The organism is Bordetella bronchialis, from assembly GCF_001676705.1.
Lineage (GTDB): Bacteria > Pseudomonadota > Gammaproteobacteria > Burkholderiales > Burkholderiaceae_B > Bordetella_C > Bordetella_C bronchialis.
The window spans coordinates 4,757,442-4,783,578 of record NZ_CP016170.1 but is presented as its reverse complement, the minus strand read 5'-3'; the positions used below and the strand labels follow the sequence as shown (position 1 = coordinate 4,783,578).

Annotated in this window: 25 protein-coding genes; 8 read left to right on the top strand and 17 right to left on the bottom strand. The window is 69.3% G+C overall.

Annotated elements, in window-relative coordinates; all coding sequences use genetic code 11:
- The first annotated feature begins 100 nt into the window (after positions 1 to 100).
- Positions 101 to 325: a hypothetical protein gene (locus BAU06_RS21055; protein ID WP_066354911.1), complete on the top strand. Its 225-nt coding sequence runs from the start codon at positions 101 to 103 to the stop codon at positions 323 to 325.
- A gap of 10 nt (positions 326 to 335) precedes the next feature.
- Here BAU06_RS21055 and BAU06_RS21050 read toward each other — a convergent pair whose 3' ends face one another.
- Entirely contained in the window at positions 336 to 677 is a 342-nt protein-coding gene (locus BAU06_RS21050) for a 2Fe-2S iron-sulfur cluster-binding protein (protein ID WP_066354910.1), read from the bottom strand.
- A gap of 72 nt (positions 678 to 749) precedes the next feature.
- On the opposite strand from BAU06_RS21050, the gene BAU06_RS21045 reads away from it, so the two are divergent.
- Complete coding sequence (locus tag BAU06_RS21045; RefSeq protein WP_066354908.1) at positions 750 to 1,646, top strand: LysR family transcriptional regulator; 897 nt, start codon at positions 750 to 752, stop codon at positions 1,644 to 1,646.
- A 75-nt stretch (positions 1,647 to 1,721) separates the two neighbouring features.
- Positions 1,722 to 3,449 carry a chloride channel protein gene (locus BAU06_RS21040; RefSeq protein WP_082988381.1) on the top strand — a complete coding sequence of 576 codons (1,728 nt, stop codon included), beginning with the start codon at positions 1,722 to 1,724 and terminating at the stop codon, positions 3,447 to 3,449.
- 12 nt (positions 3,450 to 3,461) lie between these two features.
- On the opposite strand, the gene BAU06_RS21035 is transcribed toward BAU06_RS21040, so the two are convergent.
- Positions 3,462 to 4,334 (bottom strand): glycosyltransferase family protein, encoded by an 873-nt coding sequence (locus tag BAU06_RS21035; protein ID WP_066354906.1) that lies wholly within the window; start codon positions 4,332 to 4,334, stop codon positions 3,462 to 3,464.
- Between the two features lie 239 nt (positions 4,335 to 4,573).
- On the opposite strand from BAU06_RS21035, the gene BAU06_RS21030 reads away from it, so the two are divergent.
- Positions 4,574 to 5,173: a DUF4142 domain-containing protein gene (locus BAU06_RS21030; protein ID WP_066354905.1), complete on the top strand. Its 600-nt coding sequence runs from the start codon at positions 4,574 to 4,576 to the stop codon at positions 5,171 to 5,173.
- Positions 5,174 to 5,411: 238 nt separating this feature from the next.
- On the opposite strand, the gene BAU06_RS26760 is transcribed toward BAU06_RS21030, so the two are convergent.
- The 15 genes from BAU06_RS26760 to BAU06_RS20955 form a co-directional block, all read right to left on the bottom strand.
- The gene (locus BAU06_RS26760) at positions 5,412 to 5,624 is read right to left on the bottom strand and encodes a hypothetical protein (RefSeq protein WP_066354903.1); all 213 of its coding nucleotides are present in this window, start codon (positions 5,622 to 5,624) and stop codon (positions 5,412 to 5,414) included.
- Positions 5,625 to 5,654: 30 nt separating this feature from the next.
- Positions 5,655 to 6,134 (bottom strand): hemerythrin domain-containing protein, encoded by a 480-nt coding sequence (locus BAU06_RS21020; protein WP_066354902.1) that lies wholly within the window; start codon positions 6,132 to 6,134, stop codon positions 5,655 to 5,657.
- Between the two features lie 82 nt (positions 6,135 to 6,216).
- Positions 6,217 to 6,486 (bottom strand): hypothetical protein, encoded by a 270-nt coding sequence (locus tag BAU06_RS21015; RefSeq protein WP_066354901.1) that lies wholly within the window; start codon positions 6,484 to 6,486, stop codon positions 6,217 to 6,219.
- A gap of 145 nt (positions 6,487 to 6,631) precedes the next feature.
- Positions 6,632 to 7,555 carry a glycosyltransferase family 2 protein gene (locus BAU06_RS21010; RefSeq protein ID WP_156770305.1) on the bottom strand — a complete coding sequence of 308 codons (924 nt, stop codon included), beginning with the start codon at positions 7,553 to 7,555 and terminating at the stop codon, positions 6,632 to 6,634.
- On the bottom strand, positions 7,552 to 8,286 hold the full coding sequence (locus BAU06_RS21005) for a PIG-L deacetylase family protein (protein WP_156770304.1): 735 nt from the start codon (positions 8,284 to 8,286) through the stop codon (positions 7,552 to 7,554). Before BAU06_RS21005 ends, BAU06_RS21010 begins: the two co-directional genes overlap by 4 nt.
- A 54-nt stretch (positions 8,287 to 8,340) precedes the next feature.
- Positions 8,341 to 9,339, bottom strand: coding sequence for a UDP-glucuronic acid decarboxylase family protein (locus BAU06_RS21000; RefSeq protein WP_066354900.1), 999 nt, complete (start codon positions 9,337 to 9,339; stop codon positions 8,341 to 8,343).
- A complete protein-coding gene (locus BAU06_RS20995; RefSeq protein ID WP_066354898.1) occupies positions 9,336 to 10,304 on the bottom strand; it encodes a glycosyltransferase family 4 protein in 969 nt (322 codons plus the stop codon). The genes BAU06_RS21000 and BAU06_RS20995 overlap by 4 nt, the downstream gene beginning before the upstream one ends.
- Positions 10,297 to 11,463 (bottom strand): glycosyltransferase family 9 protein, encoded by a 1,167-nt coding sequence (locus BAU06_RS20990; protein ID WP_156770303.1) that lies wholly within the window; start codon positions 11,461 to 11,463, stop codon positions 10,297 to 10,299. Before BAU06_RS20990 ends, BAU06_RS20995 begins: the two co-directional genes overlap by 8 nt.
- Entirely contained in the window at positions 11,460 to 12,443 is a 984-nt protein-coding gene (locus tag BAU06_RS20985) for a glycosyltransferase family 2 protein (protein ID WP_066354894.1), read from the bottom strand. Before BAU06_RS20985 ends, BAU06_RS20990 begins: the two co-directional genes overlap by 4 nt.
- A gap of 59 nt (positions 12,444 to 12,502) precedes the next feature.
- Positions 12,503 to 14,242, bottom strand: coding sequence for a carbamoyltransferase family protein (locus tag BAU06_RS20980; protein WP_066354892.1), 1,740 nt, complete (start codon positions 14,240 to 14,242; stop codon positions 12,503 to 12,505).
- A gap of 50 nt (positions 14,243 to 14,292) precedes the next feature.
- A complete protein-coding gene (locus BAU06_RS20975; protein WP_082988378.1) occupies positions 14,293 to 15,477 on the bottom strand; it encodes a glycosyltransferase family 9 protein in 1,185 nt (394 codons plus the stop codon).
- Complete coding sequence (locus BAU06_RS20970) at positions 15,474 to 16,067, bottom strand: D-glycero-alpha-D-manno-heptose-1,7-bisphosphate 7-phosphatase (RefSeq protein WP_066354890.1); 594 nt, start codon at positions 16,065 to 16,067, stop codon at positions 15,474 to 15,476. The genes BAU06_RS20975 and BAU06_RS20970 overlap by 4 nt, the downstream gene beginning before the upstream one ends.
- Positions 16,064 to 16,792 (bottom strand): SDR family oxidoreductase, encoded by a 729-nt coding sequence (locus tag BAU06_RS20965; protein ID WP_066354880.1) that lies wholly within the window; start codon positions 16,790 to 16,792, stop codon positions 16,064 to 16,066. The genes BAU06_RS20970 and BAU06_RS20965 overlap by 4 nt, the downstream gene beginning before the upstream one ends.
- 12 nt (positions 16,793 to 16,804) lie before the next feature.
- Positions 16,805 to 18,091, bottom strand: coding sequence for a glycosyltransferase (locus tag BAU06_RS20960; RefSeq protein WP_066354878.1), 1,287 nt, complete (start codon positions 18,089 to 18,091; stop codon positions 16,805 to 16,807).
- A gap of 313 nt (positions 18,092 to 18,404) precedes the next feature.
- Positions 18,405 to 21,095: an ABC transporter transmembrane domain-containing protein gene (locus tag BAU06_RS20955; protein WP_066354872.1), complete on the bottom strand. Its 2,691-nt coding sequence runs from the start codon at positions 21,093 to 21,095 to the stop codon at positions 18,405 to 18,407.
- A 220-nt stretch (positions 21,096 to 21,315) separates the two neighbouring features.
- On the opposite strand from BAU06_RS20955, the gene BAU06_RS20950 reads away from it, so the two are divergent.
- The 4 genes from BAU06_RS20950 (at position 21,316) to BAU06_RS20935 (ending at position 26,039) form a co-directional block, all read left to right on the top strand.
- A complete protein-coding gene (locus BAU06_RS20950; protein ID WP_066354867.1) occupies positions 21,316 to 22,890 on the top strand; it encodes a DUF1800 domain-containing protein in 1,575 nt (524 codons plus the stop codon).
- Positions 22,887 to 24,314 carry a DUF1501 domain-containing protein gene (locus BAU06_RS20945; RefSeq protein ID WP_066354864.1) on the top strand — a complete coding sequence of 476 codons (1,428 nt, stop codon included), beginning with the start codon at positions 22,887 to 22,889 and terminating at the stop codon, positions 24,312 to 24,314. Before BAU06_RS20950 ends, BAU06_RS20945 begins: the two co-directional genes overlap by 4 nt.
- A 172-nt stretch (positions 24,315 to 24,486) precedes the next feature.
- Positions 24,487 to 25,239 carry a lytic transglycosylase domain-containing protein gene (locus tag BAU06_RS20940; protein ID WP_066354862.1) on the top strand — a complete coding sequence of 251 codons (753 nt, stop codon included), beginning with the start codon at positions 24,487 to 24,489 and terminating at the stop codon, positions 25,237 to 25,239.
- A gap of 170 nt (positions 25,240 to 25,409) precedes the next feature.
- Positions 25,410 to 26,039: a phosphatase PAP2 family protein gene (locus tag BAU06_RS20935; protein WP_066354860.1), complete on the top strand. Its 630-nt coding sequence runs from the start codon at positions 25,410 to 25,412 to the stop codon at positions 26,037 to 26,039.
- Positions 26,040 to 26,137 lie beyond the last annotated feature (98 nt).

The window sequence follows — 26,137 nt, the reverse complement described above, 5'->3', positions numbered from 1 at the left end:
AACTATTTGGCTTCCACGGGAACCGCGCTTTCCCTATCCTGTCCATCTACAAATACCGGACGATTTCGCGCCGGATGATTATGCGTAAGGAGTAGCGGCGATGAACGAGCTTTTCAAGGGTTTGATTGGTGCGGAATTGACTTTGCTGGGGGTTCCCAATCAGGCCTTGCCCCAGAACATGATGTCCGAGCCGGCCCGGGCGCTGCCCCGTATCGACGCGCGCGCCGCGGAGCTCGCGGCTGCCATTCAGCAAACTGACAGCAAGCGTGAGGCGCCGGCCGCCGTCGAGTTCAACGAAAGCCATTACCGCATCAACGCGGGCTGACTCATGCGTTTCAGCGCCGCGGCCCCGTCATGATGGGGCGGGGCGGCGCGATCTCCAGCGGCGCGGCGTCCGGCACTTCGATGCGCAAATCGGTGCGGGCGCGCGCCACGCAGGGCAGTATCCAGCCTTCCTGCATTTCTTCCGCCGTCAGGCCCGGCCGGCCGCCGGGATAGGCGACTTCCCCTTCCACCAGCGCGCACATGCAGGTGCGGCACGTGCCATTGCGGCACGACGCGGGCAGCCGTATGCCGGCGCGCGCGGCCGCGCCCACCAGCGCTTCGCCGGGACCGGCCTCGAAACGCCAATCCGCGGGCATCACGTTCACGACATGGGAGTCCTGGGCATCGCTCATGGGCTCGATTCTAGCCGCGCGCCGCGCTACACTTTGGATTCCCGATGGTTATGAATCGCATGACTGGAATTCATGGATTTTTCCCTGCGCGATCTTTCCTATTTCCTGGCGGTGGTCGCCCATGGCCACCTGGGCCACGCGGCCTCGGCCTGCGCTGTGACGCAGCCCGCGCTGTCCAAGTCGCTCAAGCGCCTGGAAGACGAGACCGGCCTGGCGCTGTTCGACCGGGCCGGACGCGCCATCCGCCCCACGTCGGCGGGGCTGGCGTTCGCCGAGCATGCGCGCAAGGTCGTCAATCAATACGATGACGCGGTGCGCCACGCCGAGGGACTGCGCGCCGGCGGCGGCGGCCTGCTGCGCCTGGGCGCCACCGCCGCCACCATGGACACCGTCGTCATGCCCGCCCTGGAAGCGCTGTTGCCGGCCCAGCCCGGCCTGCGCGTGGTGCTGACCCTGGGGCTTTCCGATGAACTGCCCGACCTGGTGGAACGCGGCGACCTCGACCTGGCCGTGGCGCCCTCGGACGGCACGCGCGGCGGCGTGCTGCGCCAGGATGCCATGGGTCATGATGTCTTGCGGCTGGTGGCGGGCCGGCGCAACCCGCTCTTCAAGCGCGCCGCCCTCGGCCTGGCCGATCTGGCGGAACAGCGCTGGATACTTCCCAAGCGCACCTCGGTGGCGCGGCAGCGCCTGGACGCCTCGTTCGCGCGGGCGGACCAGCCGCTGCCCCGGGCCGTGCTCGAAGTCGATTTCATCTCCGCCGGCGCCTTGAAGCTGGTCGCGGGCACGGACCTGTTGACGGTGGCGCCGGCCTCCTTGCTGGAAGACAACGCCGAGGCCGGCGTCGCGGCGCTGCCGGTGGAAGCGTCGCTGCCGCTCAAGCGCGACATCTCCTTATTGAGCCGCAGGCAGGCGGTCTGGTCGCCGATGATGAAAGCCTTCCGCGCCGTATTGAGGAACCGGTCATGACCGCGCGCCCGCGGCGGATGGCAAGGACATGCCGCCTGGCGTCCATGCGCGGCGCCATTGAAAAGGACGAGAGACATGCAGGCACGCTTCCTGGATAAGGTGGACAAGGAAGGGCGGACCGTGCCCGACTACCTGCGCGGCATCGTCCTGGCCGTCGCGATGGGCATACTGGGCGCGCTGGCCGCGCATGTGTTTCGCTGGGCCCTGGAACATGCGTCGGCACGGCTGTTCGGCACCGACGCCGACATCACCGAAGTGTTCGCCGGCCTGCCCTGGTACGCGCGCATCGCCTTTCCCACGATAGGCGGCGCCATCGCCGCGCTATTGCTGGCGCGCGCCCAGCGCCAGGAAAAGCAGCAGGGCGTGGTGTCCGAATACCTGGAAACCATAGACGGCAGAATGGCGCGCATTCCCGTGCTGCCGTCCGTGCTGCGCTGCGTGTCTTCGTTCTTCTCCATCGTGTCGGGCGGTTCCATCGGCAAGGAAGGCGCCATGGTGCAGCTGTCCGCCACCGCCGGCTCGGTGTTCTGCGCGCGTTTGCTGCCCGCGGTGCGCGGCGCGGATTTCCGCCTGGCGGTGGCGATGGCCGCCACGGGCGGCCTGACGGCGGTGTATCACACGCCGCTCGCGGCGGCGGTCTTCGTCGCCGAAATCGCCTTCGGCTCGCTGGAGCTGCGGCGCATCGGCTACCTGTTCACCGCCGCCGTCGCATCGACCTGGATAACCAGCGTCATCGGGCAGTTCAACCCGCTGTACGACTTGCCCGCGTATGCCTTCGACGTGACCGGCAAGAGCGTGCTGGCCGTGGTGGCCCTGGGCCTGGCTGCCGGCGTGGTGGGATCCGCGTTCCTATGGAGCACCCGGCTGGCAAGGAAGTGGTTCGCCACGGCGTTCTCGTCCCTGGTGTTGCGCATGAGCGTGGGCGGCCTGATCGTCGGCGTGATCACGCTGGCGGCGCCGGACGTGACGGGCAACGGCTTCGCGCCCGTCGCCCGCCTGCTGGAAGGCAGTCCGCTGGTCACGCCGCTATTCCTGTTGCTGCTGCTGAAGGTGCTGGCGACCGCGGCCACGGTGGGTTCGGGCGCCATCGGCGGGCTGTTCACGCCGTCGCTGCTGATCGGCGCCCTGACCGGCGTGGCCTGCGCGCCGCTTGCGGCGCAGGCCTTCGGGCTGCAGGACGCCGCCGTGCTGTTCGGCGTCCTGGGCATGGCGGCGTCCCTGGCCGCGACCACGCAGGCGCCCTTGATGTCGACGCTGATGGTCTTCGAGATGACCAGCGAGCCGTCGTTCGTCTTCCCGCTGATGATCGCTACGGTGGCGGCCTATGCGGTGTCTATGCTGTTCCGCCTGACCGGTACCTATGAAGTGATCGCGCGGCACCGCGCCCGCGACGAACGGCGCAGCCTGCTCGCGGATGCGACCGCCGCGGCGGTGATGCGGCCCATCGGCCTGCTGGCGCCGCTGTCCGCGACGCTGCAGGACGCCTTGCAGGTCGGCCTGAAGCAGCGCAACCGCTTCGTGTTCCTGGTCGACGACGCCCAGCGCTTCGTGGGCGCGGTATGGGTGAACGACCTGATGGCGCGCGTCAATGCGGGCGAGGGCGCGGACACCACGCTGGCGCGCATGGCCACCACCGATTTTCCCGTCGTGTATGCCGATCAGCGCCTGCTGGACGTCTGGCAGACCGTGGTGGAGTCGCCCGCCGAACGCACGCCGGTGCTGAGCGACCGCGACGGCCGCAGGGTGGTGGGCATGCTGCAGAAAAGCGAATTGCTGAAGCAGGCGCGCCAGCTGTTCGCCTGAGGGGCCTGCCGCTCAGGCTTTGCGGGACGGTCCCAGCTGCCCGAACAGGCGCCGCATCCAGCCCCGCCGCGTCCGCCGCACATTGCCGGGGTAATCGCGCTGCGTGGCCTTGGGCAAGGGGCCGAAGGGTGCGGCCCGGTAGGCTTCGGGGCGATAGCCGGCGTCCAGCGCTTCCTGGTAGTAGCGGTCGAACAAGGCCGCGAGGTCCGTGCGCGGATGCCTGCGCACGGGGCCGTCGTACCAGTGCTGCCCGCCCTCGGCCTGCCGGCGCGGGATGGCGTGGCGATGGCTGAACTGCGTGCTCATGTCCGAGTAATGCAGGATGCCGATCTCGGCGGCGGGCCGGCCCTCGCCGTCGATGCAGTTGTAGCGCGGGTCCAGCGGCTGCACCAGGCGCGGATGGCGCGCGAAGTAGCGCTTGAGACGGCTGTGGGCCTTGGGATCCGACCGCATTTCGTGCAGCGGCGGCAGATGGCGGCGCGCGGCCTCGCAGTCCCATAGCGTGACGCAGTACAGCCATTCGTCGCCGTCCCGGCGCGCGGCCATGACCGCGCCGTCGCGCAGCGGCTGCGTCCATATCGGGGCGATGTCCTCCAGCACCAGCATATCGGCGTCCATGTACAGGGCGCGGCCGCGGTAGTCGCGGCAGGCCGGCAGGCTCCAGCGCAGGGCGGAAAATGGCGTGGACCAGGTTTCGGTGCGCCAGCCGCCGCCGGTGTCCGGATCGCAGTACCACGGGCTGTCCGCATCGGCGTTCAGCCGCATCCAATGGATCCTGACGGGCAGCGACGCATGCTTGCGCACGCTGTAGTCCAGCACCATCATCTGCTCGAGATCGCCGTTGTTGGGATCGCAGCCCACATAAATTTGCACGGTGTCCTGCACCCAGTCCTCCTCACTTGTATCCCCGTTTTGCGGGATCGGGAGTTGTAGCGGGTTTTCATCGCATATGGACGCCGGGGCGGCCACATCCGATGCGGACATTTCAACGATCATTCACCGGTGTCGCGCCATGGATGGGTACAGCGGTTGCGGCGCGGTGCATATTTCGCGCACAGGAGATCGCCGTGAAATACCCGGTACGTGCAGGATATCCAATACGGGCGGCAATAGGGATACTGCTTTTGGGCATCGCCGCCGCCGTCCATGGGCAGGAAGCCGATCGCCGCGACGCGCGCTTCCTGGAACAGGCCGCGCAGGCCGGCGCCTTTGAAATCGAGGCCAGCCAGCTGGCGCTGCGCAATGCGGAACACGATGAAGTGAAGGGCTATGCGCGCAAGATGATCGAGGCGCACACGGAAATGGCGCGCGAACTGAAGGCGCTGGCCAAGGCCGGGAACGTGGCCCTGCCCGCCGATCCGTCGCCCACGCAGATGCGCATCCTCAAGGCCCTGCAGGCCGAAACGGGCGCGCCGTTCGACCGCGAATATGCCGGCGACGTCGCCATCGCCGCCCACCAGGACGCCGTCCAGTTATTCGTGGACGCCGCCGAGCATGCCGTCGATCCGGAGGTCAAGGCCTACGCGCAGCAGCAGTTGCCCACGCTGAAAGCGCATCTGGACGCGGGGCTGGCCCTGGCCAAGACGCTGGCCGCCAGCGGCAAGGCCAGCCCGGACGAAAGCCCCTCGTCCAGCGGGGCGGGCGCGCCGGGCACGGTATCGCCCGCCTCCCGGAATGCGCCGCCCACGCTATTGCCGGGCGACAAGGGCGCACCCACGCAATGAATCCGCCGGCGAGCCCGCGCCCGTACCGGCCAGCGGACCACGATCCACGAACCGCCAACGCCGGACCGCCAACGCCGGACCACGAACCATAAGCGCGGCGCGGGCACCTCCCGGCCCACGGGCCGGGCCCCCAAAAGAAGCGCGCCGCACAAGGCGGCGCGTGGCTTCCGTTCCAGGTGGCGAGGGCCGCCGGCTCCCGGCCGGCCCTTGCGCTCGAGCCCGAAGGGCCGGGCGACCGTCATGGCGGTACGGCCAGCTCTTCCAGGGCGCGTATGCCGTCCAGCGCGGCGTCGGTGGGCGTGCGGAAAACGAACTGGGATTGAATGACCTGGGGCACCGCCGTCTTACCCGTATCGACGACTTCGACTTCCCAGCGGAAACCTCCCTGCATGGTCGGCGCCAGCCAGAGCGTGGCCCGGCTCCCGGAGGTTTCCTTCGTCAGGATTTTCATTTCAATCCGATCCCCACCGGTATTCCGGTGTCACGCCAGATGCGCCACCGTGGCGATTTCTTCCTTGCGCTGCTGCATCTTCCTGGCGATGTCGCGCAGGTCCACATTCAGCACGACCAGCTTGGGAAAGAGCTCGCCTTCCTCTTCTTCGATGTGATGGCCGATGTACTCTCCCAGCACCGCGACGCGGGCGTGGAAGAGCGGGTCCTCGCTGGTCATGCCCTGGATCTGCGCGATCAGGTTGCGCGCGACGCCATGTTCGACCACCGCCTTGTCCAGCAGGCGGCCGAAGGCGACCGGGTTCTGGGCACGCAGGAAGGGATAGAAGAGCTCTTCCTCGATCTGCGCCAGGACGGTCAGCGTCATGCAGGCTTCGTGGGCGATGGCTTCGCGGATCTCCGGGTCGGCCGTCTTCCCGAAGTCCTTGAAGAGCTTCTTGACCGTGCAGTGCTCATCCAGCATCAGGGTCAGGGCGTCGCGCTGCGCGAGAGGGATTTCCGCCTTATTCATACAGTTCTCCTTGTCCACGGGAATGCCGCAATGGCGCGGCGCCGCAACTTAGCAAGCAGCGTGCCCGGCGCACGGCCGGCGGCTAGTTTTTCCGCCCCGAGCGGTTGTCCACCGGGGGTGCGCCGGGGGTCTGGCGCCCTGGATCGAAGACGTCGGCGGCATCGACCCCGGGAGGAAAACGCTTTTCCGCCGCGGAGTTAGGGTCCAGCGGGCGATTCTGCAGGGAGCGCGGATGGGCTTCCTTCGGCCTTTCTGTATCCGGCCGTAAAACGCGATGCGCCTGCGGCTCGCCGCTATGGTCGGTGGCGGGGCGCGGATCGGGTTGGCGGGGGGATTTGTCGTCCCGGGTCATGGCGATCTCCTGGGCAGGCCGGTCATTCCGGCCGGTTTATTGGTTGCCCGCACGCAGGCACCGTGCCCGCCCCGTCCGCGCCAGCCTGCGGGCCGCCGCGCGCCGGCTTTGCAGAAATGCGCATCAAGGATGAGTATGGTCTGTCCTACGGGCTGGAAACGTCGCCCGGCGTCGCGGACGGCTGCGTCGCCGCGCCCGGCGCGGGACCGATGGCGACCAGCTGGCGCCAGTGCTCGACGTGGTCGGGAATACGCCGCCGGTGGCGCGCGACCCAGGCCGCGCCGGCCAGTGCCGATAGCGCCACGCGGGTGGCGGCGCCGCGGCGCGCGGCGGTGCCCAGCACCGACAGCGTCTCCGCGATGGCCGAGCGCGCCGGCAGGCGCAGCCAGGCGGCCCAGATGGCATTGCGGCTGAGCAGGTGCACGCGGCGGGGCCGGTCGCGCTGCGGCGAAGGAAGATGCCAGGTGCGGACGCGGCCGGCATACAGCATTTCCCATCCCAGCGTCGCCAGGTCCAGGGCCAGGACGGTTTCCTCGCCGCCGATGAAGAAGCGCGGCTCATAGCCGCCCGCCTGCAGGAAGGCGGCGCGGCGCATGACGCAGGCGCCCGCCATGAAACCGAGCAGGCGCATGGTGCCGGCGGGACCGGGGCCCAGGGGGCTGCGGGCCATGATGTCGCAGGTGGAGTCCACCCTGCCGGTGGGCCCTACCAGCACGCAGGCGTTGATCACGCCGGCGCGCGGCGCGGCATCCAGCAGGCGTTCGGCCTGTTCCAGGGCGCCGCTTTCCCAGCACGTGTCGTCATCGCAAAAGGCGACATAGGGCGTGGCGGCGGCGGCCACGCCCAGATTACGGCCGGCCGCCCCGAGATTGCCGGGCGCGCGTATCAGCGTGAGCGCGGGGAACGCCGCGGCGACCGCCTCGGCGGTACCGTCCGCCGACCCGTTGTCCACCACAATGATAGGCACGCCGGGATGGTCGCGATGCAGGCGTGCCAGGTTGCCCAGCACCTCCTGGCGGCGGTTGTAGGTCAGCACGACGATGGACACGCGTGGGGCGGCCGTGGTCATGGGGCGGTCGCGCCATCCCTGGGCGCCTGCTTCACGGATTCGCTCAACAGCCAATAGCGCTCGGGTTCGGCCGTATCGCCCTGGCTGCCCGCGCTCAGGCCGAGCTCCGCCATCTGGCTGCCGTAGGCGGACATGGCGGTGGCCTTGCGATGGGCATTCGCGGCGCGGAAGCCCACTGGGGTAAGCGAAATGCCGCGGGTATAGAACTGCACCAGGCGCGCCTGCAGCAGGCCGGGTTTGGCGCGATAAAGAGCGTCCTCGTAGGCGATCCAGGTGCGGTCCGGCATGGCGGCGAAAAGACGCAGGCAGGCGTCGGAGGCCAGGAAGTGGTCGCCGTGGAAAAGACCGAGCGGGAAGAGCACCGTACGCGCGCCGGCCTTATCCAGGGCACCTTGCAGCGCGTGCGCGATTTTCTCGATCTTGGGGCTGGCAAGCCCCATGGCACGCACGTACTGGTCGTCCAGGAAGGGCAGCCGCACCGCCTGGGCCTTGAGCAGGTGCAGGGCCTTGTCGTCTTCGCCGGCGCGCCATTTCATGGCGGACTGGCCGTCGCCGAAGCCGCAGCGGCGATCCCACTCCGTGACAGGCAGCGCGGCGTCGGGGATGCCGGCGAATACCGTGATGACGGTACTGCCGGGCATCGCGGCCAGCAGGGCGCCGCAGCCGGCGACCGCATCGTCCATATGCGGCGACACCGCGGCGATCACGCCCGGATCTTCGATGAATCGCACCTTGGTCTCCTGGCCGGCGAGCGGGGCGGCAAGCGTTTCCACGCCCCCGGGGACTCAGAGCGGCACATCGGCGCGCGCCGGCGCGCGCACGATGTCGGCGTTCACGAACTGGCTGAAGTAGCGGATAGTATGGCGCAGCCCGTCGTCCACCGGGACGCGCGGCGCCCATCCCAGTTCGCGCGCCGCCAGGCCGATATCGGGACATCGCTGCGTGGGGTCGTCGGGGGGCAGCGGCTGGAACACCAGCGGGACGCGGGTGCCGGCAAGGCGCTGGATGCGCTGCGCGATGTCCAGCACCGTCAGCTCCTCCGGGTTGCCCAGGTTGATGGGCCCCGTCACGTCCTCTGGGCTTTCCATCAGGCGCTCCAGCGCGTCCACCATGTCGTCCACATAGCAGAAGGCGCGGGTCTGGCTGCCGTCGCCGTAGATGGTGATGGGCTGGCCTTGCAGCGCCTGCAGGATGAAGTTGGACACGATGCGGCCGTCGTTCGGCGCCATGCTGGGGCCGTAAGTGTTGAAGATGCGGGCGATCTTGATCTTGACGCCATACACGCGGGCATAGTCGTGGAACAGCGTTTCCGCGCAGCGCTTGCCTTCGTCGTAGCAGGACCTGACCCCGATGGGGTTGACGTGCCCCCAGTAGCTTTCGCGCTGCGGATGCACCTGGGGATCGCCATAGACTTCGCTGGTGGACGCCTGCAGGATGCGCGCGCCCGTCTTGCGCGCCAGTTCCAGCATGTTCATCGCGCCCAGCACGCAGGTGCGCAGCGTGTGCACGGGCTGCGTCTGGTAGTGGATGGGCGATGCCGGGCAGGCAAGGTTATAGATGCGGTCGACCTCGGCATCGAAGGGCTCGACCACATCGTGCGTGACCAGCGTGAAGCGCGGGTTGGCCTTCAGCGGCTCCACGTGCTGGACCTGGCCGGTGTAGAAGTTGTCCAGGCAAAGCACGGTATGCCCTTTGCCGAGCAGCCGCGCGCACAGGTGCGAGCCGATGAAGCCGGCGCCGCCGGACACCAGCACGCGCAAAGGACGAGGAAAAGCCTGGGTCATTGTTCATCTCCCATGAGCCTGTCGAACAGGCGGGTCCAATCCGCCACGAAGCGGTCCATGCCATAGCGCTCGAGTGCGGTTTTCCTTGCCTGCGCCCCCCAGGACGCGGCCAGCCTCGGGTCGTCGATCAGGGTTTTCATGACCGCTATCAGGCGGTCCGGGTCGGTATCGATATAGCCGTTGCGGCCGTTGACGATGACGCGGGCCAGTTCGGTGGCCGCGAAGCCCACCACCGGCACGCCGGCCATCATGGCCTCGATCAGGGCCAGGCCCAGGCTGGTGTAGCGGATGGGGCTGTAGAAAAAGCGGTAGCGCGCCACGAAGGCGGCCACTTCCATGTTGGAGACCTCGCCCAGCCCGCCCATCGCCTCGGCGTCCATGCCGATCAGGTCCAGGGGCACCTGCTCGCGGGCCTGCTCGAACAGGTCCGCTCCCATGCGGCGGCCACGCCGCTTCAGGTGGTTGATGACGGCGATGCCGCGCGGCAGCGTCGACGCCGCGGGCACCCGCCCGGGCGCCGGCACGCCATGCTCGATCACGGCGGTGCGCATCGCGCCGTTGTCCCAGGCCGCGCGGTTGTAGTGCGTCACGTGCACCAGGATGCCGCGCTCGTGGGTGAACCAGTGCGCGGTATCGGTGGGATGCGGCATCGGCGGGTCATGTTCGATGTAGGCGCAGGGCAACGCCAGTTGCCGCGGGGTCAATAGCTGCTCGCGTTCCTCGTAGGTGCGCCGCGACTGGTAGACGATGCAATCGAAGTCCGCGTCGCGCAGGGCCTGGGCGGGTATTTCGCGTACCCGGCTCCCCCATGGAATGCGATGGCCCAGCGCGCCATAGCCGGGCGGGTTGCCTTCGCGCACGGGAATGACGAACTCGTGCGGCACGCGCGTCAGCGCATACAGGTAATTGCCATGGACGTGCCAGGTCAGGATGCGCAAGGGGCGCGTCGGGCTGGGACTAGGCATGGAGAGTCCTTTCCTGCGTGGAAGGTTGGGGCGCGCCGGTGCGTGCCTCGGGTTCGCGACCGACTTCGCTGCCCGGGTCACGGCCGGATTCGCGGACGGGCGCGGCGATGGCGCCCGCGAGTTGCTCGTGGACGGCCGCCAGCACCCGGTCGACGGAGACGTTCAAGGCGCAGACATGGCCGATGGGACATTCCTCGTACGAGCAGGGCCGGCAGGGCGGATAGTCGGCGATGACGGTATGGCGCCGGTCGTCCAGCGGCGCCCAGCGATGCGTATCGCTGCCGCAGGCCACGACGACGCTGCGCGTGCCGACCGCCGCGGCGATGTGCGAGACGCCGGTGTCGTTGCAGACCAGCAGCGGGGCGCGCGCCAGCAAGGCCGCCAGTCCGCCCAGGGAGGTCCGGTCGGTCAGGTCGATCGCGGCCTGGCCGGCGCCCTGCGCCACCGCCGCCGTCAGGGCACGCTCGGCCCCGCTGCCGGTGACGGCGATGCGCCAGCCGCGCCGCGCCAGGATGGCCGCCAGTTCCGCGTAGCGCGCGGCCGGCCAGCGGCGCGACCGCAGCCGCGCGCCGGGGTGGATGAACAGGGTGCGCTCCGGCTCGAATGCGAATTCCGCCGCGATGGCGCGCGCCTCGTCCATATCGCTTTCGCCCAGGGGCAGCTCCAGCGCGTCGCTGTGCACCGGTACGCCCAGGAAACGCATCAGCCCGGTGTAGCGCAGCGGTTCCGGAAGATCGTCGGGCCATGCCATCAGGCTGCCGGCGCGCGCCATGTCCTGCCGCGGCACGAAGCCGGCATGGCGCCGCGCGCCCAGGGCCTGGACGACGGGCAGCGACCGCGTGCCGCTGCCGTGCATCTGCAGGGCCAGGTCGAACTGGCGCGCCCGCGCCTGGCGATAGAACTCGGGCAGGGCCTGCGGCCGCGCGCGCTGCTCCGGGAATTCCGGGATGCCGGGAAAGGGCATGAGTTCGTCGATGTAGGCCTGGAAGCGCTGCACGAAAGGCCGGGCATTTTCCAGCCCGACCAGCGTGATGCGGGCGTCCGGGCAGTGGCGGCGCAAGGCCCGCAGCGCCGGTACCGCGCACAGCATGTCGCCCAGTTGCAGGGCGCGGAACACCGCGACGCGGCGCGGCGCGGGATGCCAGAGTGCGTCCATCATGGGAATCCCGCCCGGTAGCGCAGCGAACCCACCACGCGCCAGAAGATGGACACCGGGGGAATGGCCGCCGACGTCATCACGGTTTCGGCGATATGGTCCAGGGTGCGCCGCGTGCCGCGCAGCCGCTTCAGGCTGAACCAGCCGGTCAGCGCCAGCCAGCCCGCCACGGCGGCGGCCGCGACGGGCGCCCAGCCCGCGCCGACGGCGATAAAGGCCAGCAGCAGCAGCCCCGTCACGGACAGGTAGAACCAGGGCGGATGCGGGCGTATGCGCTCGCGGTACAGGCGCGGGTGCTTTTTATAGAGCAGGGTGTCGTAGAGGATTTTGCGCTGCATGCCGATGCCGGCGCCGAAGGCGGCGGGCCGCACCGGGTGCACGACGATGGCCTGCGGCGCGCGCAGGATGCGCATGCCGTGTTCGAGCAAGGTGAAGTGCAGGTCGGAATCCTCTCGCCAGGCCAGGCGGAAGCGCGGGTCGAAGCCGCCGACCTGTTCCAGCACGGCGCGGCGGACGAATACATTGGCCGTGGCGAACTCGGCGTCCTGCAGCCGGCTGGCGTCCTTTTCGTAGTCGGTGGGATCCGGCGGCAGCGGCATGACGATGCGGCCGGACAGCGCGTCCGCATCCGGCCGGAAGGCCGCCAGCCCCGCCGCAAGCCAGGCCGGATCCGGCACCGTGTCGTCGTCGGTAAAGGCGATCAGCGGCGCCCGCGCGGCGCGCCAGCCGGCATTGCGCGCGCCGGCCGGGCCCTGGGTATCGTGCACGGGGATATAGCGGACAGTCGGTCCCCCCGCCACCGGCATCGTCTTTTGCACGGTCTGGCGGGCCGCCTCGCTGGGGCCGTCGTCGCAGACGATGATCTCGTAGTCGTTCGCGGGCAGCGTCTGCCGCAGCAGCGCGCCCAGGCAGCGTTCCAGCAGATCGGGGCGGCGGTAGGTGGGGACCACCACCGATACCTTGGGCAGGTGTTCAGCGCTCATTGTCTACCATCCTGTTCTCCATCGCGGTCCGGCGGACCTGTATCCATGCGGCCGGGGCCTCAGACCGGTTTTTCCACCACGTAGCTGCCTATCACCAGCGCGTCCAGCGGCGAGGTCCAGAACGACTCCAGCGCGTCCCGGGGCGTGCAGACCACCGGCTCGCCGCGCGTGTTGAAGGAGGTGTTCACCAGCACGGGCACGCCGGTGCGCCGCTCGAAGGCGGCCAGCAGGTCGTAGTACAGGGCATGCTGGTCGCGCCGCACCGTCTGCACGCGCGCGGTGCCGTCGATATGCCGCACCGCGGGAATCTGCCGTTCGCGATGCGGCAGGACGTCGTAGACGAACAGCATGAAGGGGGCGCAGATGCCCGCGCCGCCGCGGGCGTCGAACCATTCGTGCGCGCGTTCCTCCATGACCACCGGCGCGACGGGGCGGAAGTCCTCGCGGTCTTTCAGTCCGTTGAGCCTGGCCTGCATGGCGGTATCGCGGGGCGAGGCCAGGATGGAGCGCGCGCCCAGGGCGCGCGGGCCGAATTCCATGCGGCCCTGGAACCAGCCCAGGATCTTCTCCTGCGCCAGCAGCTCGGCCGCTTCTTCCGCCACGTTGTCCAGGCGGCGGTAGGCCAGGCGCGAACGGTCCAACAGGCGCTCGATTTCCTCGTCGCCGTATTCGGGCCCCAGGTAGGCGTGCTGCATCGTCCAGTGGCGTCCCGGCGATTCGCGCTTTTCGTAGTCCACCCATAGCGCCGCGCCCAGCGAGGTGCCGGCATCGCCCGCGGCCGGCTGGACCCACACGGACTCGTAGGGGCCTTGCGCCGCGATGCGGGCGTTCATCACGCAGTTCAAGGCGACGCCGCCGGCCATGCTCAGGTGGCGCGCGCCGGTCTGCTCGTGCAGCCAGCGCGCCATATGCAGGGCCGTTTCCTCCAGTACGTACTGCAGCGAGTGCGCGATGTCCATGTGGCGCTGCTCGAAGGGGGCGCCGCGCTTGCGCGCCGGCCCGAAGCGCGTGACCAGGTTCACCGGCTCCAGGGTGTAGCCGCCTTCCTTGTCCAGCCTGACGATCTGCCGGAACAGGTCCACGTATTCGGGCTTGCCGTAGGAGGCCAGCGCCATCACCTTGTATTCGTCGGACGAGCGCAGGAAGCCCAGGTAGTCGGTCACGTCCTCATAGAGCAGTCCCAGCGAATGCGGCAGGTCGATCTGCTTCAGGCGGCGATAGCGCCCCTTGGAAAAATGGCCGTAGCTGGTGGTGGCGCGTTCGCCGCGGCCGTCCATGGTCAGCACCGCGCATTCGTCGCAGGGCGCGGCCAGGAAGGCGCTGGCTTCATGCGACAGATGGTGCTCGATGAACTGCCAGCGGCTTTGCAGCTGCTCCAGCGTCAGGCCCTCGAAGCGCTTGCGCAGGTGATGCGGCGCGCCGCTCATCAACTGGCGCGGCGCGTTGACGATGTAGGACAGGAACAGCGGATCCCAGGGCGAGCCGCCATCCGGGCCGCGCGCCTGGCGCGAGGGCTCCAGCGGCAGCGTGATCGTCTCCGGCAGGCTGCGCGCGCCCGACAGCAGCGTGGGGTCGAAGGAATAGGCGATGTGGTCGACGTCGTGCAGCGTGATTCCCGCGTGGGCCAGGCAATAGTCGATGGCGTGATAGGGCAGCTGCCATGCGGTGAACGGCACGGGCCGCTTGCCGTGCTTCACGCGGGTGAAGCGTTCTTCCTCGGCGGCCGCCAGCACTTCGCCGTCGCGCAGCAGCGCGGCGGAACAGTCGTGGAATGCGGCATTGATACCCAGTGTGTACATGACGTCGTCCTTCCGATGCTCGTTGTTCGATGAGTCGCGCGGTGTCGGCGTCAGGCCGCCTCGATCATGATCGGCATGCGCGCGGGGGGATGGCTTTCCAGCAGCTCGAACGCGGCTTGCGCCACTTGCGCGGGGTCGACCGCGCTCAGGCAGGCGTGATGGCCCAGGGGGCACACGCTGCGATAGCAGTATTTGCAGGGCACGTCGCGGTATAGCAGGCGGTGCGCGACTTCCCACGGCGTGTGCTGCGGATTGGTCAGGGCGTAGAGATCGACGACCGGCGTGCCCAGGGCCGCCGCCATGTGCACGGGGCCGCTGTTGTTGGACACCAGGACGCCCGCGCGTGAAATCAGGGCGCCGAGCTCGCCCAGCGTCAGGCGGCCGGCCAGGTTCACCAGTTTGCCGGGATCGCCGCTGCGCGCCACGACTTCGTCGACCAGGGCGCGTTCGTCGCGGGATCCGGTCAGGATCACCGACTCGCCGGCGCCGGCCAGCATATCGATGGCCTGGGCGAATAGCGATGCCGGATAGCGCCGGGATTCCGCGGTGGCGCCGCAATGCGCCAGCACCCAGCCCTGGGACGCGGCCACCGCGTGCTCGCGCAGCACCCGGTCCAGCGCCTGGTGGTCGGGCTCGCGCACCTGGAAAGACAGGCGGGTGTCGGCCGCGGTCGCGCCGACGGTCGCGACCAGGTCCAGCTGGCGCTGCACCTCATGCCGCGGTTCGGGCAGGGGCTCGATCTCGCGGGCCCAGTCGCTGATCAGGTGGTAGGGATTCTCGCGGCTATAGGCCAGCACACGCGGGATGCCGGCGGCATGGCACATCAGGGCCGCCGGCAGGGCGCTCTGGCTGTAGACGGTGAAAATGACCGCACCGTCGAACCGGCCCTGCCGCAAGCGTTCCACGATGGCATGGAAGGCTTCCGGCGGGCTGCCGGCGTTCTTCACCCAGGCCGCCTCGTGCACGATGAGCGCGTCGATCTCCGGCACGTGGGGCGCGACCGCCGCGCCGGAGCGCGAGGCCAGCAAGGTCAGCCGGCGACCGGGCACGGCGGCCTTCAGGGCGCGCAGTGCCGGCGTCGTCATCAACACGTCGCCCATATTGTCCAGGCGGATGCACAGTACATTGCGCGCCTGTCGCCAGCCGGCGTGCGCCTGGGCCGCGGCCTCCGGCCGCGCGCCGTCGATGCCGAAGGCGGGAACACAGGCCGAAGCCGGGCCGGTGGGTGCGGTCATGCCGTCTCCTTCCCCCGCGCGGGCGCCGTGCGGAGTTTCTGCGCGATCAGCCGCGCGGCCATGAATAGGTCGGGCGCCACATCGTCCGGGGTGCGCCAGCGGCCGCGCACCCATTCGGTTTCGTGCCCGTTGTCCAGCAGGACGGTGTGGCAGCCGGCGCGCGCGCCCGCTTCCACGTCGTTCAGGATGTCGCCCACGAACCAGGAGGCCCGCAGGTCTATGCCGTGGTCGGCCGCCGCCAGGCGCAGCAGCCCGGGCATGGGCTTGCGGCAGACGCAGGACAGGGCGTACGCCGGGTTCTTGCCCTGGGGGTGGTGCGGGCAGTAGTAGAAACCGGCCAGCCTGGCCCCCTGGACGCGGAACATGACCGCCAGGCGCCGGCGCACGGCGCCGAGCGCGTCTTCGTCGAAATGCCCCAGCGCGACACCGGGCTGGTTGCTGATGACGATCAGCGGATGGCCCAGGCGGCCCAGCAGTTCGACGCCCTCGCGCGCGCCGGGCGCCCAGGCCATGCGCCCGGGGTCGACGTTGTAGGGCATGTCGGTCAGCAGGGTGCCATCCTTGTCCAGGAAGACGGCGGGCTTCATCATGGCCACGAGGTCTCGCGCATCGGCAGGACCATGACTTCCGGCACCACGGTCTCCTCGGGCTGCATCAACACGAAGCGCACGGCGCGCGCGACGTTGGCGGGGTCCTGCAGCACGCCGGGGTCGATGTCCGGAAAGCGTTCCAGCAGGAAAGGCGTGCGCATGCCGCCGGCGATGACGGCCGATACCTTGATGCCCTTGGGGCGCAGCTCCGCGTGCAGCGCATGCGACAACCCCATCAAGCCCCACTTCGTGGCGTGGTACACGGCCGCGTTGGGCCAGGCCCGCCGCGCCGCCGTGGAGGCGATGTTGACGATGTGGCCGCCATTCTTCAGATGCTCCAGGCCGAACTTGGAAACCAGGAAGGGGCCCGTCAGATTGGTGCGGACCACGCGGTCCCAGTCGCCGACCTGCAGTTCTTCGAGCGGCGCCGTCACGTCCACGCCCGCGTTATTGATCAGGATGTCCAGCCTGTCGTGGCGCTCCACGATCTGGCGCAGCGCCCGTCGCACCTGTTCCGCGTCGCCCACGTCCAGGTGCAGCGCGTCGCCGCGTTCTCCCGGCAGGGCGCGCGCCACGCGCTCCGCCGCGTCGGCGTTGTAGTCCGCGACGATCACGCGCACGCCGTCCTCGGCGAGCGTTTCGCAAATGGCCTTGCCCAGGCCGCTGCCGCCGCCGGTCACCAGGGCGACGCGTCCGGACAGGGTCGATGAATCGGTATCACGCATTCAGGCTGCTCCTCAGGCAATGGCGCGCGCGGTATCCGCGGGCGCGGGGACGGCGTCGGGCAGGGTCTCCGGCGCCATGATCTGTTCGAACACGTCCAGCAGTTGCTGGCTGACCTGTTCCCACGTAAACAGTTCGCGCGCGCGCTTCAGGCCGGCTTCGCCCATGCGCCGCCGCAACAGGCTGTCGCGCGCCAGCAGCGCCAGGCGGTCGGCCAGCGCGTCGGGATCTTTGGGCGGCACCAGCCATCCGGTGTGACCGTCCAGGACCGAATAGCGGATGCCGCCGGTGTCCGAGCCCACCACCGGGCGCCCGCAGGCCATGGCTTCGAGCGGCGTAATGCCGAAGGGCTCGTACCAGGGCGTGGTCACGAAGACATCGCTGGCGCAGTAATAGGCGCGCAGCTGCAGGCGGTCGCGTTGCCCCGTGAATTCCACATGGGGCAGCACGCCTTCCTCGCGCGCGATGGCGCGCAGCCGCGCCAGCTCCGGCGTCGCGGTTTCCGACGGCGTGGGGCTGTTGCCGCCGACCACGCATAGCCGCGCATCGATGCCATGCCGCGACCGCAGCCGGGCCAGCGCGCGGATCACGTTGTCCACGCCCTTGCGCGGCACCATGCGGCCCAATTGCAGCAGGGTGAAGCGGTTGTCGTTCCATCCGAGTTCGGTGCGCGCGCGGGCCCGGTCCATGGGCTGCATTTCGGCGGGATCGTAGCCGCAGGGCACGATGGATATGCGGCCGGGATCGGCGCCGTACAGCTCCATCATGTCCTGCCTGTCCTGCGGGCATTCGGCGATGACGCGGTCGGCGCGCCGGATGACGTCGTCCTCGATATCGAAGCGGCATTCGGGAAACAGATCCGCTTCCTTCTGGAACCGGCGGCGCACGCGTCCCAGGGCATGGAAGGTGACGGCGAAGGGAATGCCGCATGCGCGGGCAGCCGGCATCGCCGCCAGCGCCGACATGAAGAAGTTGGCGTGCACGATGTCGTAGCGCCGCGGCTGGCTGGAGAACTGACGATGCAGGAAATCGCCGAAGGCGCCCATATGGGGCAGCAACTGCTCTTTCGGTATCTGCCGGGCGGGGCCGGCGGGCACGTGGATGATGCGGACGTTGTCCTCCCAGGCGACCACGGCCGGCAGGCGCCTGCTGTCGGCGCGGGTATAGACATCGACCTGATTGCCAAGCCGGGCGAAATGCCGGGCGATTTGCGCGACGTAAATATTCTGGCCGCCGCTATCGACGCTTCCGGCCAATGCCAGCGGCGACGCATGTTCACTTACGATCGCGATTCTTCGCATAGTCCTCTCCATACCGGTCGATGTATCGGGCCGCTGAGAACCAAGCCGGGTCACACGCAGCGGGCTGCGTGGGGGTTTGACTAATCCTCTGCTCGGGCATGGGGAGAACCGCAAGGGCCGTGCCGTTATATCGCAAGGCGTGTAACGGTTCTCTTGTAACGGTTCAAGGATGCGCAGCTTCGCTCATGCATGCCATGCGCGTACGGGGCCGGTACCCTTTACAAGCGTTGGCACATCTCACTCATGAGATGCCGGCGGGCTCCAGGGGCGCGCGTCCTCATCCGTGCATGCTTCGCTGGCCGCTGCGCCGCCGTCACGCCACGGGCTTTTCGCTCATGAGGCGCGCCGTGGTCCGGATCACCGTGTCGGTATCCGCGGGACGCGAGCAATGCGTCTGGTAGCCGGCCATCAGTGCGCGCAGCCTGCCCTCGGAAGCGGTATGGCCGGAGATCGCGATGGCCGGCAGGCGTTGCGCCAGCGCGATGCCGCGATCCGCCTCCAGCTTGCGCACCTCGCCCACCATCGCGTAGCCGTCCATGTCGTCCAGCGTGACGTCGCAGATCAGCGCGTTGGGCCAGCCGTCGGTCGGGGTGTCGCGCAGTTGCTCCAGCAAGGCCGCGCCGGCCTTGAAGTCGCGCACGGTGGCGCCGGCGGCCTGCAGCGCGGCGCTCACGCGCGCGCGTTCTTCCTCGCTGTCGTCCACCAGGAAGATTCGTGCCCCGTGCAGCGACACCGGCGGCACCGGGCCGACGAAGGGCAGGGCGGGCGTGGCCACGCGCAGGGGCATCTCCAGCCAATAGGTATGGCTGGGACCCATCGCCGCGGTATCGCTGCCGAAACGCCCGCCGAACCTGGCGATCTCGGCGCGGGTCCGCGCGGCATCCAGCGGCGGCCTGTCCGCCAGCACGGCGTTCATCTGGTCGGCGGTATCCAGCGCGGCCGAGTCGGCCGGCGGCAGGCGCCCGTCGGTCACCGCCAGCCGCGCGCAGTCCTGCGCGCGCCGCAGGCTCAGCTCGATGCGGCCGCCGGCCGGCGTGGCGGCGATGGCGTTCAGGCACATGTCCCAGATGGTCTGCTGCAGCACGCTGGGATCGCCGGTGACGCGCGCGTTCTCCATGCTGAGCTCCGTGAATAGCGTGACGCCTTTTTCGTCGATGACCTGGCGTATGCCATCCAGCACCGCGGCGACCAGCGCAGCCAGGTTGACGGGCTGCGCCGCTTGCCGCGTCCCCGCCTGTTCCAGCTCGCTTTGTTGCCGCTGCAAGGCCCACATCTGGGCATAGATACCTTGGCGCGCCAGCAGCTCCTGGTGCTTGCCGCGCTCCGCGACCCGGCCGTGTTCCAGTACGACGATCTCGTCCGCATCCACCACGGTGGACAGCCGATGCGCAATGATCAGGGTCGTGCGGCCCTGGGCGATGCGGTCCAGTTCTTCCTGGATGGCGCGCTCGGTCCGCGTGTCCAGGGCGGAAGTCGCTTCGTCGAACAGCAGGATGGGCGGGTTCTTCAGGATGGCGCGCGCGATCGCGATGCGCTGCCGTTCGCCGCCGGACAGTTTCACGCCGCGTTCTCCCACCACGGTTTCGTATTGCGCCGGCAGGCTTTGCACGAAGTCGTTCAGCCGCGCGCCCTTGGCGGCCTCGATGATGTCGGCCATCGACGCGCCCTGCCTGCCGTAGCCGATGTTGTAGGCGATGGTGTCGTTGAAGAGCATGGTGTCCTGGGGCACGATGCCCAGGTAGCGCCGCAGGCGGGTGGGATCGACGGACCGCACGTCCATGCCGTCCACGGTGATGCGGCCGGAGTCCGCCTCGTAGAAGCGGAAGAGCAGCCGGCCCAGCGTGGACTTGCCCGAGCCGCTGCCGCCCACCACCGCCAGCGTCCCGCCGGGCGGCACATGCAGGCTGATGTCCCACAGTATCTGGCGGCCGGGTTCATAGCTGAAGTTGACGTGATCGAAGCGCAGCTCCCCGCGCGTGGGCTCGAAGGGCAGCAGCGGCGTGGCGGGATCGGTCTCGGGGGGCAGGCGCAGCAGCGTGCACACCCGTTCCGCGTTGATCATGGCTTCCTTGGTCTGGCGGAACACCAGCCCCAGCGTGTTCAGCGGCAGGCAGATCTGGATGATGTAGGCGTTGACCAGGACCAGGTCGCCGACCGACATCGCGCGGCCGGTTACCTGCACGCCCGCCAGCAGCATGACGGCGCCCACGCCCAGCGCGATGACGGCGCTTTGCGAAATATGCAGGGTGGACAGGGCCCGCTGGTTGTCGATGCCCACCGCGCGCCAACGGTCCAGCAGCTCGCGCAGGCGGCGCGATTCGCCCGCTTCGTTGGTGTAGACCTTGACGGATTCGTAGTTGAGCAGGCTGTCGACCATGCGCCCGCCGGCGGCCGAATCCAGCTCGTTGATCATGCGCTGGTAGAAGATGCGCCGCTTGGTCAGGACATAGGTGACCGTGGCGTACATGACAAAGGTCGCGCCCACGATGGCGGCGAACCACAGGTCGTAGGCGCCCACCAGGATCACCACCACCGAGGCGATCTCCACCAGCGTCGGCAACAGGGTGAACAGCGCCGTGCCCATCAGGAAGCCGATGCCGTTGGTGCCGCGCTCGACATCGCGCGCCAGCGTGCCGGTCTGCCGGTTGGCATGGAAGCGCGCGCCCAGGCGCTGCAGGTGTTCGAAGATGCGCAGGTTGAAATCGGCCACCGTGGCTTGCGCCACCGGGGAAAAGACAATGTCGCGCAGTTCCGTGAACAGGCCGCCCGCGAAGCGCAGCAGCGTATAGCCGATGAGCAGGAAGACCGGCAGTGTCAGCACGGCCCCCGGTACGCTCAGCTCGTCGACCACCATCTTCAGGGCGACGGGGACGGCCACCGCGAAGGCCTTGGCCAGCACCAGCAGCACCAGGGCGGCGGCGGCCCGCTTGCGGTACTTCCACAGGGCGTGCCAGAGGGTGCGCAGGACCTCGGCGCGTGCGTAGCGGGATGCGTCTTCTGTCATGCCTTTTCCCCCAAGGATGAGTTGGCCAGGCGGCTGGCGGCAAGGTTCGTGCCTCATGCATACGGTGGAGCCCGATGTGGGCGGCGTCCCCGCCGGCGCCGGCACGGCCCGCTGTCTTAATCCCTATGGCGTAGCCCGTGGCACCCCCTAGGCCAAGCGTACGGATTGTGGGCATGCTGCGATGCGGCTAAGGTGACCGGGTCGTAGCTTCGATGCCGCCATGTCCGTGACCGCTTCCCGGCCGCCGCGCGCCGATCCCGCTTCCCTGGGCAATGACTATCCCCGCCCCACGCCGGGGCAGGCCTCGCGTTTCCTGGCCCAGGCCACCTTCGGGCCGACACCGGCGGAGATCGACCGCGTGGTCCGCATGGGCTATGCGGCGTGGCTGGACCAGCAACTGGACATGCCGCCCTCGCAAACCCATTTCGACTGGCTGCTGTCCATCCGCGCGGACAACGAGGCCAACAAGGGCAACGGCATCAATGCGCCCCTGGAATCCACGCTGTGGCGCAAGTTCATTTCGGCGCCCGACCAGGTGCGCACCCGCACCGCCTTCGCGCTGTCGGAGATCTTCGTGGTCGGCGTGTCGTCCATCACGGCCAACTGGCCGCTGTTCGGCGCGGCCTCGTTCATGGACATCCTGGCCGAACACGGGCTGGGCGACTTCCGCGCCTTGCTCGGGGCCGTCACGCTGAACCTGTCGATGGGCTGCATGCTGACCTACCGCGGCAATCGCAAGGAAGATCCGCGCACCGGCCGCGAACCGGACGAGAACTACGCCCGCGAAGTCATGCAGCTGTTCACCATCGGCCTGTATGAGCTGAACCCGGATGGCACCCCCAGGCTGGTGGACGGCAAGCCCGTCGAAACCTACACCAACGACGACGTGCGCGGGCTGGCCAAGGTGTTCACCGGCTGGGACCTGAACGGCAGCGAGGAAAACGTCGCCTTCCACCGCCGGCCCATGGCCCTGAACCCCGCCTTGCACTCCATGGCGGAGAAGCGCTTCCTGGGCGCCACGATCCCCGCCGGCACCGGCGGCGTCGCATCCCTGAACAAGGCCCTGGACGTGTTGTGCGCGCATCCCAATGTCGGGCCGTTCATCGGCACGCAGCTGATCCAGCGGCTGGTGACCAGCAATCCCAGTCCCGCCTACGTCGGACGGGTGGCGGCCGTATTCGCCGACGACGGCCGCGGCCGGCGCGGCAACCTGCGCGCGGTGGTCCGCGCCATCCTGCTGGACCGCGAGGCACGCTTCCCGGACCTGGCGTCGCCCACCTGGGGCAAGGTGCGCGAACCCATCGTGCGCTTCGCCGCCTGGGCGCGAGCCTTCGGCGCGACCTCCAACAATGGCAAGTGGGCCATGCCGGATACCACCGACAACACGATCAGGCTGGCGCAAAGCCCCATGCGGTCCGCGTCGGTGTTCAATTTTTTCCGGCCGCGCTATACGCCGCCGGGCAGTCCCATCGCCGCGCGCGGGATGGTGGCGCCCGAGCTGCAGATCACCGACGAGACCAGCGTGGCCGGCTATCTGAACTTCGTGGCCATCTACGTGGATCGCGGATGGGAGGACCTGCAGACCTCCTACGCCGCGGAAGCCGCCATCGCGGGCGATACGCAGGCCCTGGTCGATCGGATCGTGCTGCTGATGGCGGGCGACGTGTTCGATCGCGATACGGCGGCGGCCATCGCCCAGGCGGTCGCGACCATACCCGCCGGGCGCCCGCTCGACCGCGTGCGCGCCGCCATCACGCTGGTGGCCGCCACGCCCGACTATCTGGTGCAGCGATGACGACATCCTCTTCCCGCCGCGAGTTCGTGCAGCGCATCGCGGCCCTGGGCGCGGCCGGCGTGGCGGGCGGCGCCATGCCGCTGGCCACGCGCCTTGCCGCGGCCGCGGAAGCGGCCGCGCAAGCGGCGCCGGCGGGCCGGGCAGACATGGCCGGCGAAGACTACAAGGCCCTGGTATGCGTCTTCCTGTACGGCGGCAATGACCCGTACAACACCGTTGTGCCCTACGACGCGGAAAGCCATGCCCGCTACTTCCGCATCCGCTCCGATATCGCGCTGGCGCGCGACAAGCTGGAAGCGACGGTACTGCGCCGGCCGGCCGCGCGCGGCGCATCCGCGGACGATGGCGCCGCCGGCCGCGCCTACGCGCTGGCGCCGTCGCTCGCGCCGCTCAAGCCGCTGTTCGAACGCGGCGTGCTGGCGGTACAGCTGAACGTCGGCCCCATGGTGGTGCCCACCACCAAGGCCGAATACATCGGCGCGCGCGTGCCCATGCCGCCCAAGCTTTTTTCGCACAACGACCAGCAATCCTACTGGCAGGGCCTGGCGCCGGAAGGCGCGTCCTCCGGCTGGGCCGGGCGGCTGGCCGACCTGTTCGCGGCCGGCAACGGCCATAGCACCTTCGCCAATGTCACGGCGGGCGGTACCGCGCTATGGCTGTCTGGCCGCCACGTCTCCGCCTACCGCGTCAGCCCGGCCGGTTCCACGCCGATCGAACTCCTGCAGCGCGATACCTATGGCTCCACGGCGTGCACCGATCTGCTGCGCGCGCTGCTGACCCGGCCCGGGCCGCACTTGTTCCAGCAGCAGATCGCCGCCACGCTGGACCGCTCCATCCGCGCCGATACGCAGTTGCGCAGCGCCCTGGAAGGCGTGGCGGTACAGGGGGATTTCGGCACGCCGCTGGGCGGGCAGCTGAAGATCGTCGCGCGCATGATCGCCGCGCGGCAGGCGCTGGGCGTGAGGCGGCAGGTGTTCTTCGTTTCGCAGAACGGCTACGACAACCACGACGGCCTGAACGGCACGCATCCCGGGCTGCTGCGCGAACTGGGCGGCGCGCTGGCGGCCTTCCAGCAGGCCATGGCGGCCCTGGGCGTGGAGGACCGCGTCACGACCTTCACGGCCTCGGAATTCGGCCGCACGCTGGTCTCCAACGGCGACGGATCCGATCATGGCTGGGGCGGCCATCACTTCATCCTGGGCGGCGCCGTGCGCGGCGGCCGCTTCTACGGCACACAGCCCGAATGGGACATCGAAGGCCCCGGTTATGTGGACCATGGGCGCCTGCTGCCGAGTACCTCGGTGGAAGAGTTCGGCGCGACGCTGGGCGCCTGGTTCGGCGCCGGCGCGGGCGCCCTGGACGACGTTTTCCCACATCTGCGCAATTTCGGTAACCGTGATCTCGGCTTCATGCGCCGGGCCTGATCGCGGCCCTCCATCCGACCTAGTGCTCGGCTCGATGCGCTAGTGCGTCAAGGCAGAAGACAGCCCGCGCCGGCCTGGCCCAATATCGAGGGCCGGGGGAGAGACGTGGCGGCGCGCCTGCGCCGCAGGGGCCGCGGCTGCGCGGATGGCCTCCGCACCAAGCACGAGGACCATGAGAAAACAATGGCGAATCAGCGCGGAATGCGACGGGCGACGATGGCTTTTCCTGGCCTCCATGGCGCTGGGACTCGGGCTGTCGATGATGGCGAAGGATGCCGGGGCGGGCGAGGTCTACCGCTACAAGGATCCCTTTGGCGTCTGGCGCAGCATGACGGTGGACAAGGGCATGTCCAAGTACTACACGCGGGCGCAGGCCCGCGCGGCCGCGCGCTGTGCCCAGTGCGCGCCGCGCCTGCGGGTGGCCGGCCCGGCCGGGGCGGCCCGCACCGCCACGGTGGCGCGGGCGGAGCCGGAGGCGGACGAGGGCCGGGTCGCCGCCCTTAGCGCGCATCGCGGCCTGGAGGACTATCGCGGCGTCATCGCCAAGGCCGCGGCCCAGTATGGGCTGGACAGCGCGCTGCTGGGCGCGGTGATCGCGGTCGAATCCGGCTTTCGCAAGGACGCGCGCTCGCCCAAGGGCGCCCTGGGGCTGATGCAGCTGATGCCGCGCACCGCGGCGGCGCTGCTCAGCGATCCGGACGTCGAACGGGCCCTGGTGGATCCCGCGACCAACGTGCAGGCCGGATCGCGCCACCTGCGCAGCCTTATCGACCAGTATCCCGGACGCCTGGACCTGGCCCTGGCGGCATACAACGCGGGGCAGGGCGCGGTGCAGAAGTACGACGGCATCCCGCCCTACGCGGAGACGCAGCAGTACGTGCGCGACGTGATCGCCTTGTACGCCCGGTACAAGGCTGGCTGGTAGACGTCCGGCGGCGCCGCATGAGCGGCGCCACCCCGCATGCGTAGGTCCATGGGAGGATCCCGCCGCGCCATCCGGCCGATAGGGGATAGGCAGCCGAGCCGGGATGTGCTTCCATCGCATGCTTGGGCCCGTCGACGGGCCCCTTGTGACGTTAGCGCATAAGGTGAGGCATGCACGGTTTCTGGATGGCGGTTTCCGCGATGGGCGAGTCGCGCCTGGTATTGCCGGCGGCGCTGGTCGCGATGGTGTTCGTGGCGATGTCGGATCGCCCGCCGGCCTTCAATTGGCTGTGGGCCTTCGCGATCGCGGGGGCCGCGGTGCTGGTGTCCAAGCTGGCCTTCCTGGGCTGGGGCATAGGGTGGGCGGCCATCGACTTCACCGGCATCAGCGGGCACTCCATGGTGTCGGCCGCGGTGTATCCGGTGCTGGGTTATGCCATCGGCAACCGCTATACGCGGCGCCGCGCCGCCGTGCTGGCATGGGGCGGCGCCGGCCTGGCGCTGTCGATCGGGATCTCGCGCCTGGTGCTGGGCGCGCATTCGGTATCGGAAGTCATCCTGGGCCTGGCGGTAGGCGGCATGGTGTCGGGCATCGTACTGGCCCGCTGGCCCGCCGGCCGTCTTGGCCTGCGCGCGAGCGCGGTGGCGCTCGCCTTCCTGCTCTCGGCCATGGCCAGCGTTTCCGTGGCGCCCAAGGTTCGCACGCATGACGTCGTGGTCGCGCTGGCGCTGGCGCTGTCGGGGCAGGATGCGCCGTACACGCGCGATCACCTGCATCGCGGCGTGCGTTCGGGCGTGTGAGCGCGGCGCGGCCCGCGCCACGCTGACCGCGGGCTGAACGGAATGCGCGCGGGGGAATGTCATAATCTCGCTCCATCGCTGACTCCCCCCGCGTCGTT

Excerpts from the sequence above, each read along its gene's own strand:
- BAU06_RS21055 (WP_066354911.1), top strand. The coding sequence starts at position 101 with ATGAACGAGCTTTTCAAGGGTTTGATTGGTGCGGAATTGACTTTGCTG.
- BAU06_RS21050 (WP_066354910.1), bottom strand. The coding sequence starts at position 677 with ATGAGCGATGCCCAGGACTCCCATGTCGTGAACGTGATGCCCGCGGAT.
- BAU06_RS21045 (WP_066354908.1), top strand. The coding sequence starts at position 750 with ATGGATTTTTCCCTGCGCGATCTTTCCTATTTCCTGGCGGTGGTCGCC.
- BAU06_RS21040 (WP_082988381.1), top strand. The coding sequence starts at position 1,722 with ATGCAGGCACGCTTCCTGGATAAGGTGGACAAGGAAGGGCGGACCGTG.
- BAU06_RS26760 (WP_066354903.1), bottom strand. The coding sequence starts at position 5,624 with ATGAAAATCCTGACGAAGGAAACCTCCGGGAGCCGGGCCACGCTCTGG.
- BAU06_RS21020 (WP_066354902.1), bottom strand. The coding sequence starts at position 6,134 with ATGAATAAGGCGGAAATCCCTCTCGCGCAGCGCGACGCCCTGACCCTG.
- BAU06_RS21015 (WP_066354901.1), bottom strand. The coding sequence starts at position 6,486 with ATGACCCGGGACGACAAATCCCCCCGCCAACCCGATCCGCGCCCCGCC.
- BAU06_RS21010 (WP_156770305.1), bottom strand. The coding sequence starts at position 7,555 with ATGACCACGGCCGCCCCACGCGTGTCCATCGTCGTGCTGACCTACAAC.
- BAU06_RS21000 (WP_066354900.1), bottom strand. The coding sequence starts at position 9,339 with ATGACCCAGGCTTTTCCTCGTCCTTTGCGCGTGCTGGTGTCCGGCGGC.
- BAU06_RS20995 (WP_066354898.1), bottom strand. The coding sequence starts at position 10,304 with ATGCCTAGTCCCAGCCCGACGCGCCCCTTGCGCATCCTGACCTGGCAC.
- BAU06_RS20990 (WP_156770303.1), bottom strand. The coding sequence starts at position 11,463 with ATGATGGACGCACTCTGGCATCCCGCGCCGCGCCGCGTCGCGGTGTTC.
- BAU06_RS20985 (WP_066354894.1), bottom strand. The coding sequence starts at position 12,443 with ATGAGCGCTGAACACCTGCCCAAGGTATCGGTGGTGGTCCCCACCTAC.
- BAU06_RS20980 (WP_066354892.1), bottom strand. The coding sequence starts at position 14,242 with ATGTACACACTGGGTATCAATGCCGCATTCCACGACTGTTCCGCCGCG.
- BAU06_RS20975 (WP_082988378.1), bottom strand. The coding sequence starts at position 15,477 with ATGACCGCACCCACCGGCCCGGCTTCGGCCTGTGTTCCCGCCTTCGGC.
- BAU06_RS20970 (WP_066354890.1), bottom strand. The coding sequence starts at position 16,067 with ATGATGAAGCCCGCCGTCTTCCTGGACAAGGATGGCACCCTGCTGACC.
- BAU06_RS20965 (WP_066354880.1), bottom strand. The coding sequence starts at position 16,792 with ATGCGTGATACCGATTCATCGACCCTGTCCGGACGCGTCGCCCTGGTG.
- BAU06_RS20960 (WP_066354878.1), bottom strand. The coding sequence starts at position 18,091 with ATGCGAAGAATCGCGATCGTAAGTGAACATGCGTCGCCGCTGGCATTG.
- BAU06_RS20955 (WP_066354872.1), bottom strand. The coding sequence starts at position 21,095 with ATGACAGAAGACGCATCCCGCTACGCACGCGCCGAGGTCCTGCGCACC.
- BAU06_RS20950 (WP_066354867.1), top strand. The coding sequence starts at position 21,316 with ATGTCCGTGACCGCTTCCCGGCCGCCGCGCGCCGATCCCGCTTCCCTG.
- BAU06_RS20945 (WP_066354864.1), top strand. The coding sequence starts at position 22,887 with ATGACGACATCCTCTTCCCGCCGCGAGTTCGTGCAGCGCATCGCGGCC.
- BAU06_RS20940 (WP_066354862.1), top strand. The coding sequence starts at position 24,487 with ATGAGAAAACAATGGCGAATCAGCGCGGAATGCGACGGGCGACGATGG.
- BAU06_RS20935 (WP_066354860.1), top strand. The coding sequence starts at position 25,410 with ATGCACGGTTTCTGGATGGCGGTTTCCGCGATGGGCGAGTCGCGCCTG.